The organism is Janthinobacterium sp. ROICE36 (assembly GCF_002869965.1).
Classification (GTDB): domain Bacteria; phylum Pseudomonadota; class Gammaproteobacteria; order Burkholderiales; family Burkholderiaceae_D; genus Janthinobacterium.
In genome coordinates this window covers 1-8614 of the sequence record NZ_PEBS01000122.1, presented here as the reverse complement: position 1 = coordinate 8614, position 8614 = coordinate 1, and the positions used below count along the sequence as shown (strand labels likewise).

At 59.6% G+C, this 8614-nt stretch carries 5 protein-coding genes; 2 read left to right on the top strand and 3 right to left on the bottom strand.

The window, feature by feature from the left end; genetic code table 11:
• Positions 1-424: 424 nt before the first annotated feature.
• Positions 425-931, bottom strand: a complete 507-nt coding sequence (gene ssb, locus CSZ94_RS26220) for a single-stranded DNA-binding protein (protein WP_102124194.1) — start codon at positions 929-931, stop codon at positions 425-427.
• Positions 932-1311: 380 nt separating this feature from the next.
• Between ssb and uvrA the strand changes: the two genes are divergently transcribed.
• Positions 1312-4161, top strand: a complete 2850-nt coding sequence (gene uvrA / locus CSZ94_RS26215) for an excinuclease ABC subunit UvrA (protein ID WP_102124193.1) — start codon at positions 1312-1314, stop codon at positions 4159-4161.
• A gap of 141 nt (positions 4162-4302) precedes the next feature.
• Here uvrA and CSZ94_RS26210 read toward each other — a convergent pair whose 3' ends face one another.
• The gene (locus tag CSZ94_RS26210; protein ID WP_102124192.1) at positions 4303-6174 is read right to left on the bottom strand and encodes a phosphoenolpyruvate carboxykinase (GTP); all 1872 of its coding nucleotides are present in this window, start codon (positions 6172-6174) and stop codon (positions 4303-4305) included.
• Between the two features lie 328 nt (positions 6175-6502).
• Here CSZ94_RS26210 and CSZ94_RS26205 point away from each other — a divergent pair, with 328 nt between their 5' ends.
• Positions 6503-7516: a D-2-hydroxyacid dehydrogenase family protein gene (locus tag CSZ94_RS26205; RefSeq protein ID WP_102124191.1), complete on the top strand. Its 1014-nt coding sequence runs from the start codon at positions 6503-6505 to the stop codon at positions 7514-7516.
• On the opposite strand, the gene CSZ94_RS26200 is transcribed toward CSZ94_RS26205, so the two are convergent.
• Positions 7504-8277: an L-asparaginase gene (locus tag CSZ94_RS26200; RefSeq protein ID WP_102124190.1), complete on the bottom strand. Its 774-nt coding sequence runs from the start codon at positions 8275-8277 to the stop codon at positions 7504-7506. The genes CSZ94_RS26205 and CSZ94_RS26200 overlap by 13 nt on opposite strands.
• Between the last annotated feature and the right edge of the window lie 337 nt (positions 8278-8614).

The following is an 8614-nucleotide window of genomic DNA, read 5'->3' as shown; positions in this document are numbered from 1 at the left end:
TCGTGACCAGTGATTCCGGTCTGGCCCTCAAACTGGGCACGATAGACCGGAATGGGTGGGCGCGATGGACCGGAATGGCTGGGCACAATGGACCGGAATCGGTGGGCACGATGGACCGAAATACCCACGAAGGACTTGCTCGATTGTTGCACTAGCTAGGTTTCGCGACCGTAGCTCGCAGAGCGTGAAGACCGTAGCATCAAACAGCGGCTGACCGGAATCAGTATCGAGCAGCATCGGTAAACGTTCGCCGTCCTGGCAGACGACAGTCTTTACAGCGTACTTTGCACACATTTTTATTTACACTTTCAAAAGTTCTCCCCTTTCGAAATATTACACTACGGCAAATAAAGTGCAAATAAGAAAAAAGGCCCGCAGTCTATCGGCTGCAGGCCTTTTGTTTACGAATTAAAAAAAGTGCCCATTAGAATGGAATATCGTCATCCATATCCGAGAAGTTCGGCGCTGGCTTCGGTGCCGGGCGTGGCGCCGGTGCCGGGGCTGGACGCGGGGCCGGTGCCTGGCGCGGGGCCGGGGCGTCGTAGCCGCCACCACCGTAGCTTTCATCGCCACCGCCGGCGTCGCCGCCCATGCCGGAGCGACCGCCCAGCATTTGCATCTGTTCCGCGATGATGTCGGTTGCGTACTTCTCGACGCCGTCCTTGTCCGTGTATTTACGAGTTTGCAGACGGCCTTCGACGTAGACGGACGAGCCTTTTTTCAGGTATTGGCCGACGATTTCCGCCAGGCGGCCGAAGAACGAGATACGATGCCATTCTGTCAATTCTTTTTGTTCGCCCGTGTTGCGGTCCTTCGATTTGTACGAAGTGGCCACGGCGATGTTGGCGATCGCGTCGCCGCTAGGCATGTAGCGGATTTCCGGGTCACGGCCCAGATTGCCGACGATGATGACTTTGTTGACTGATGCCATGAATAACTCCTGATGAACTGCAGCGGGAGGCGGTGTCCCGCGCGTTAGTTTAGTGTACTAAACGAGGATTATAAGCGACCACGCGGCGCAAAGCACCCGCTTTCTAACGGACGCCAGCTACCGTGCGGCAGCACGTTTTTTCACGGCAAGGGAAAACAAGAAACTTGAATACTGGTATTATATACAGTATTTAAACGTCTGCACGCATCTGTATCAAACTTTGTCGGGGCACGTTAGCCTGGCGGCGCAATCCGCCCATGGACGCCCCAGGCATGCAGAGCAAAACCCGGCTATAGTAACAGGTTGACCCGTTGTGGCTCCACATCTGCACCCAGGCACAATGCGCCGGCCGCACCACTCACTGAAAGCAAGGCAATCACATGGAACAGATCCGCATTCGCGGCGCTCGCACGCATAACCTCAAGAATATCAATCTCGATTTGCCGCGCAATAAGCTGATCGTGATTACCGGCTTGTCCGGCTCCGGCAAGTCTTCGCTGGCCTTCGACACCCTGTACGCGGAGGGCCAGCGTCGCTATGTCGAGTCGCTGTCGGCCTACGCGCGCCAGTTCCTGCAATTGATGGAAAAGCCCGATGTCGACCTGATTGAGGGGCTATCGCCCGCCATCTCCATCGAACAGAAGGCAACCTCGCACAACCCGCGCTCGACGGTGGGCACGGTGACGGAAATCCACGATTATTTGCGCCTGCTGTACGCGCGCGTGGGCACGCCCTACTGTCCCGACCACCCGGAAAACGCACTGGCCGCCCAGTCCGTCTCGCAAATGGTCGATGCCGTGCTGGCCATGCCGGAAGACACCAAGCTGATGATACTCGCGCCCGTCGTCGCCAACCGCAAGGGCGAGCACGTCGACCTGTTCGAGCAGATGCAGGCGCAGGGCTTCGTGCGCTTTCGCGTGCAAAGCGGCACGCATGCGGCAAAGATCTATGAAGTGGACGACCTGCCGAAACTGAAGAAGACGGAAAAACACACGATCGACGTCGTCATCGACAGGGTCAAGGTGAACCAGGAGATCAAGCAGCGCCTGGCGGAAAGTTTCGAGACGGCCCTGCGCCTGGCCGACGGTCGCGCCATTGCCTACGAAATGGATACCGCCCAGGAACACGTGTATTCGAATAAATTCGCCTGCAATGTGTGTGGCTATTCCCTGCAGGAACTGGAACCGCGTCTGTTCTCGTTCAACAATCCCATGGGCGCCTGCCCGGAGTGCGACGGCCTGGGACACATCGAATTCTTTGACCCGAAACGCATCGTCGCGTTCCCGAATCTGTCGCTCGCGTCGGGTGCCGTCAAGGGCTGGGACCGCCGCAACCAGTTTTACTTCCAGATGCTGTCGAACCTGGCCGCCTACTATGAGTTCGACCTGGACATGCCGTTCGAGCAGCTGGACTTGAATTCGCAGCAGGCCGTGCTGTACGGTTCCGGTAAGCAAGTGATTCCGTTCAGCTATGTGAACGAACGGGGCCGTACCGTCATCAAGGAACACACGTTCGAAGGCGTGGTCAACAATCTGCAACGCCGCTACCGCGAAACGGACTCGATGGCCGTCAAGGAAGAATTGGCCAAGTTCATCAATGAAAAATGCTGCCCCTCATGCGATGGCGCGCGCCTGCGCGTGGAAGCGCGCTTCGTCAAAGTCGGCACCGGCAAGCAACAGCGCGCCATCTATGAAGTGGCGGGAAAACCGCTGCGCGAGACCCTGGAGTTCTTTGAAAAGCTGAAACTGACGGGCGCTAAGAAAGAGATCGCCGACCGCGTGGTCAAGGAAATCATTTCGCGCCTGAAATTTCTCAACAACGTGGGCCTCGATTACCTGTCGCTGGACCGCAGCGCCGACACGCTTTCCGGCGGCGAAGCACAACGGATCCGCCTGGCATCGCAAATTGGCTCCGGTTTGACGGGCGTCATGTATGTGCTCGATGAACCGTCGATCGGCTTGCATCAGCGCGATAATGACCGTTTGATCGAAACCCTGAAACACTTGCGCGACATCGGCAACAGCGTGCTGGTGGTCGAGCATGACGAAGACGCCATCCGCACGGCCGACTACATCGTCGACATGGGCATAGGCGCAGGCGTGCACGGCGGCGAAATCATCGCCGAAGGCACCCTGCAAGACATTCTCAAGAACAAGAAATCGCTGACGGCGCAGTACCTGAACGGCAAGCTGAAGATCGCCGTGCCCGCCAAGCGTCACGCCAGCAATCCGGAAAAGCAGCTGCTTATTACTGGCGCGACGGGCAACAACCTGAAAAAAGTCTCGTTGAGCTTGCCAGTGGGCCTGATGACCTGCGTGACGGGTGTGTCCGGCTCCGGCAAATCGTCGCTGGTCAACGATACCTTGTACCCGGCCCTGTCGCGCCATTTGTACGGCTCGCAGACGGAACCGGCGCCGCACGAATCGATCAGCGGCCTGGAACACTTCGACAAGGTCATTTCCGTCGACCAGGCCCCCATCGGGCGCACGCCGCGCTCCAATCCCGCCACCTATACGGGCTTGTTTACGCCGATCCGCGATCTGTTCTCCACCGTGCCGACGGCCAAGGAACGGGGCTACAGCGCGGGGCGCTTCTCGTTCAACGTGAAGGGCGGACGCTGCGAAGCATGCCAGGGCGATGGCGTGATCAAGGTCGAAATGCATTTCTTGCCCGACGTGTACGTGCCGTGCGATGTGTGCCACGGCAAGCGCTACAACCGCGAAACCCTGGAAGTGCACTACAAGGGCAAGAACATCACGGAAGTGCTGGGCATGACGGTGGAAGAGGCGCATGAATTCTTCAAGCCCGTCCCCTTGATCGCGCGCAAGCTGCAAACCCTGCTCGACGTGGGCCTCGGCTACATCAAGCTGGGGCAGAGCGCCACCACCCTGTCCGGCGGCGAAGCGCAGCGCGTCAAGCTGTCGCTGGAATTGTCCAAGCGCGACACGGGCCGCACCCTGTACATCCTCGATGAACCGACCACGGGTTTGCACTTCCACGACATCGATCTGCTGCTGAAAGTCATCCACCGCCTGCGCGACCAGGGCAACACCCTCGTCATCATCGAGCACAACCTGGACGTCATCAAGACGGCCGACTGGCTCGTTGACCTGGGCCCGGAAGGCGGCGCCGGCGGCGGGCAGATCATCGCCACGGGCACGCCGGAAGACGTGGCCCTGAACCCGGCCAGCGTGACGGGCAAGTACCTGGGGCCGCTGCTCAAGCAATAAGCGGCAGCGCAATAAAAAACGGCGCGGATTGCTCATGCAATCCGCGCCGTTTCTCTTTTTGATAGCACCCCAGTCATTGCCGGCGTGTCATTTATCGCACGCCAGTCTTTGCCGGCGTGTTTCTCCCCCCACTACTAAACTTTATGCACTCAGCCGCTTTTCCAGCGCAGCCTTGTTATCTGCCAATTCTTGCGGCAGATGATACGCGAGTTTTTCAAACAACTCCGTATGCAATTTCAATTCTTCCACCCACGCGGCCTTGTCGATCGAGGTGATAGTGTCGAACTGTTCTTGCGTGAATGGCAAGCCATCCCAGTTCAGGTCACCATACTGCGGCGTCGTGCCGAACAGGTTTTCCACGCCGCCGGCCTTGCCTTCGATGCGGTCCAGCATCCATTTCAGCACGCGCATATTGTCGCCAAAGCCAGGCCAGACGAACTTGCCTGCCTCGTCCGTACGGAACCAATTGACGCAATAGATTTTCGGCAAGGCGGCCGGGTTGACTTTACCCACCTTGACGCCCATGTCCAGCCAGTGCTGGAAGTAATCGCTCATGTTATAGCCGATAAACGGCAACATGGCAAATGGATCGCGGCGCACGATGCCCATCTGGCCCACGGCCGCTGCCGTCGTCTCGGAACCCATGGTGGCGGCCATGTAGACGCCTTCGACCCAGTTGCGCGCTTCCGTTACCAACGGCACGGTGGTCGAGCGGCGGCCACCGAAGATGAAGGCAGAGATCGGCACGCCGGCCGGATCGTCCCAGGCAGCGTCGATCACCGGGTTTTGCGTAGCGGCAACCGTAAAGCGCGCATTCGGGTGCGCCGCCTTGGTGCCGGATGCTGGCGTCCAGTCCTTGCCATGCCAGTCGATCAGGTGGCTTGGTGCTTCTTTCGTCAAACCTTCCCACCAGACATCGCCATCGTCCGTCAGCGCCACGTTGGTAAAGATGGTGTTGTCGCGCATGGAGGCCATGCAGTTGTAATTGGTTTTTTCGTTGGTGCCTGGCGCCACGCCGAAGTAGCCCGCTTCCGGGTTGATGGCGTACAGACGACCATCGGCACCCGGCTTGATCCAGGCGATATCGTCGCCGATGGTGGTCACTTTCCAGCCGTTAAAACTTGCCGGCGGGATCAGCATGGCGAAGTTGGTCTTGCCACAAGCCGATGGGAACGCCGCCGCAACATAATGCTTCTTGCCTTCCGGCGATTCCACGCCGAGGATCAGCATGTGTTCGGCCAGCCAGCCGGGGTTGTTGTCGGACGCTTGCGCTTCCTGGTAACCCATGTTCGAGGCGATACGCAGGGCAAAACATTTCTTGCCCAGCAAGGCGTTGCCGCCATAGCCGGAACCGAAGGACCAGATTTCGCGCGTTTCCGGAAAATGCACGATGTACTTGGTGCTGTTGCACGGCCATTTCACGTCTTGCTGGCCGGCCGCCAGCGGCGCGCCCACGCTGTGCACGCACGGCACGAATTCGCCATCCGCGCCCAATACGTCGTACACGGCGCGGCCCATGCGGGTCATGATCTTCATGTTGACGGCGACATACGGCGAATCGGACAGTTCGACGCCGATGTGCGCGATCGGCGAGCCCAACGGGCCCATCGAGAATGGCACGACATACATGGTGCGGCCGCGCATGCAGCCATCGAACAGGCCGTTCAGGGTGTGGCGCATCTCGCCAGGCTCGGTCCAGTTATTCGTCGGGCCAGCCGCTTCTTTCGTTGCCGAGCAGATATACGTGCGGTCTTCGACGCGGGCCACGTCGCTCGGGTCGGAGCAGGCCAGGTAGGAATTCGGGCGCTTTTCCGCGTTGAGTTTTTTCATGGTGCCGCTGGCAACCATTTCGGCACACAGACGCTCGTACTCTTCTTGCGAGCCATCGCACCAGTAGATGCGCTCCGGCTTGGTCAGCGCGGCAATGTCGGCCACCCAGTTGATCAGTTTCTGTTGTTTAATATAAGCTGGGACGTTGAGTGCGGCGACGCCACCCATGACGGGCTGATTCATATTACCTCCAATACCAATAAAAGAAATTCTGGTCGTTCCGGCAAGACAGGCAGCATCGTTGCAAGGTGGCTGCGGCTCACTGCGGGCGGCGGCTTCACGCGGGCAGGGCTCTGGTGTCGTTTACCTGAAACATGCACCCAGGTAGCTGGAACAGTTTGCGCTCTAACTATACTCAGGAAGCGTCAAAAGTGCCGGCGATTGTACACCCGCTAAACCGCTATTCTCGCAAAAATGTACGAGAATAGCCTGACTAATGTAGTAGGCTATTCAGCATTTCGCGTATCCTGTTATTTCCCTACCAAATCCTTACTAAAATCGGCCATCTACCATGAAAATTGCCATACTCGATGATTACCAGGATGCCGTACGCAGCCTCGATTGCTTCTCATTGCTCGATGGCCACGAGGTCAAAGTGTTCAGCAACACGGCGCGGGGCCTGGGCCAGCTGACGATCCGCCTGGCGCCGTTCGACGCGCTGGTGCTGATCCGCGAACGCAGCAGTTTCAACCGCGCCTTGCTGTCGAAACTGCCGAATCTGAAACTGATTTCGCAAACGGGCAAGGTCAGCGGCCATATCGATGTGGCCACCGCCACCGAGCTGGGCATCGCCATCGCGGAAGGCATCGGCTCGCCCACGGCGCCGGCCGAACTGACATGGGCGCTGATCATGGCGGCGCAGCGCAAGATCGTGCCGTATGCGCAACATTTGCAGGAAGGGCTATGGCAGACGTCGTCGCTGGAAGCGGTGCGCAATACGCTGGGGACGGTGCTCAAGGGACGTACCCTGGCAATCTGGGGCTACGGCAAGATCGGCCAATTGATCGCCGGCTATGGCCGCGCTTTCGGCATGACGATCCTCGTGTGGGGTAGCGAAGCGAGCCGCGCGGCGGCCGTGGCGGCCGGCGATACGGCGGCACCATCGCGCGAGGCCTTTTTTGAACAGGCCGACGTGCTGAGCTTGCACCTGCGCCTGTCCGACAAGACGCGCGGCCTGGTCACCAACGAAGACCTGGCGCGCATGAAACCGACTAGCCTGTTCGTCAACACCAGCCGCGCCGAACTGGTCGCCGAAGGCGCGCTGGAAGCGGCATTGCCGCAAGGGCGCCCGGGCGGCGCCGCGCTGGACGTGTTTACGGACGAGCCGCTGCCACCAGGCACGCCATTGCTGCTGCTGCCGAACGTGCTGGCCACGCCACACCTGGGCTACGTCGAGCGTGACAGCTATGAACTGTATTTCCGCTACGCCTTGCAAAACGTCGTCGATTTTACGCAGCATCAATGCACGCGCCTGCTCAATCCGGAAACCTTGCAACACGCGCGGCAAGCCCCTCAGGAGCGCTGAAAGTCCTTGATGAGGTCGGGCTCGCCCGTGATGCGGATGGCGGGCGCCGGCAGCACGTGCCGGCCCCGCCACAGGCCTGCCCAGCCGGGCGGCCAGGCGATGTCCGGCCCCTCGTACGGTGCCACGCCGGCGCGCACGGCGACCACCGGCACGGGCGGCATGTCTTGTAAGGGCTCGCCCGGGGTACGCTGCATGTCCAGGCTGTACATGTAATCGGGCAACAAGGCGTCACAGACGCGGCCAAACCACGCGCTATGGTCGTCATCGCGCCCCAGCGCCTGCGCCAAGCCTTGCGGGTCGAAACGCGCCAGGGCATCGATCAGCTCGCCGGTAGTGGCGCCGGGCGTATCACCCCAGCCCATCACGGGATTGACGTTGTAATCGGCGCCCGAGCCATACCAGCCTTCGCGCCAGGGCCGCTGCATCCAGTCGCGCGGCCCCGTAAACAAATGCCAGCGCCAGTGCAGGCCCGACGGTTTCGGCCAGGAATACAGATACAGTTTTTGATAACCGGCCTGGTGCAGCTCGCGCACCATGGCCATCAGGCGCGCGTGCGGCATGCGGTCCGGTGGCGCGCGACGAAACAGGATCGCTTCGCCATCGGCAAACTGCACATCATCGGTCGACAGGTTCAAGTCCAGGGTGCGCGCTTCGCTGCCGAAACGGGCGGCGATCCAGCCCGTCAGCAGATTGACGGACGTGATGACGCCATAGCCGCGGTGGCGGTGAAAAATGACGGTGCCAGGAGCGAGGGCTTTCATACGGAATCGGGACGGTAGGCAAACAAAGAAACCAGTGTACTCACAGATGGTCAAATTTTCCAGTTGCGATCTGCAACGGCCGGCAGCGGGTCAGGGCGATTGCATGAAGCATCAGGTCGGCAAGCCCAAGACCTTGGCGAGATAGTCGGCATTCCAGCCAGCTTTTAAGCGTTTGGTAGCGATGCCGGCCTTGGTTGTCTTTTCTTTTTCGGGGGTGTACTGAATTCTGTGTAAACGGTTTTTCGTTTAAGTCTGCGGTACCCGGTCTTCAAACTGGATGGCGAAGCGGTTCAGTGCCGCTTTCCAGTCCCGTATTGGCATCGTCCACTTCTTGCTA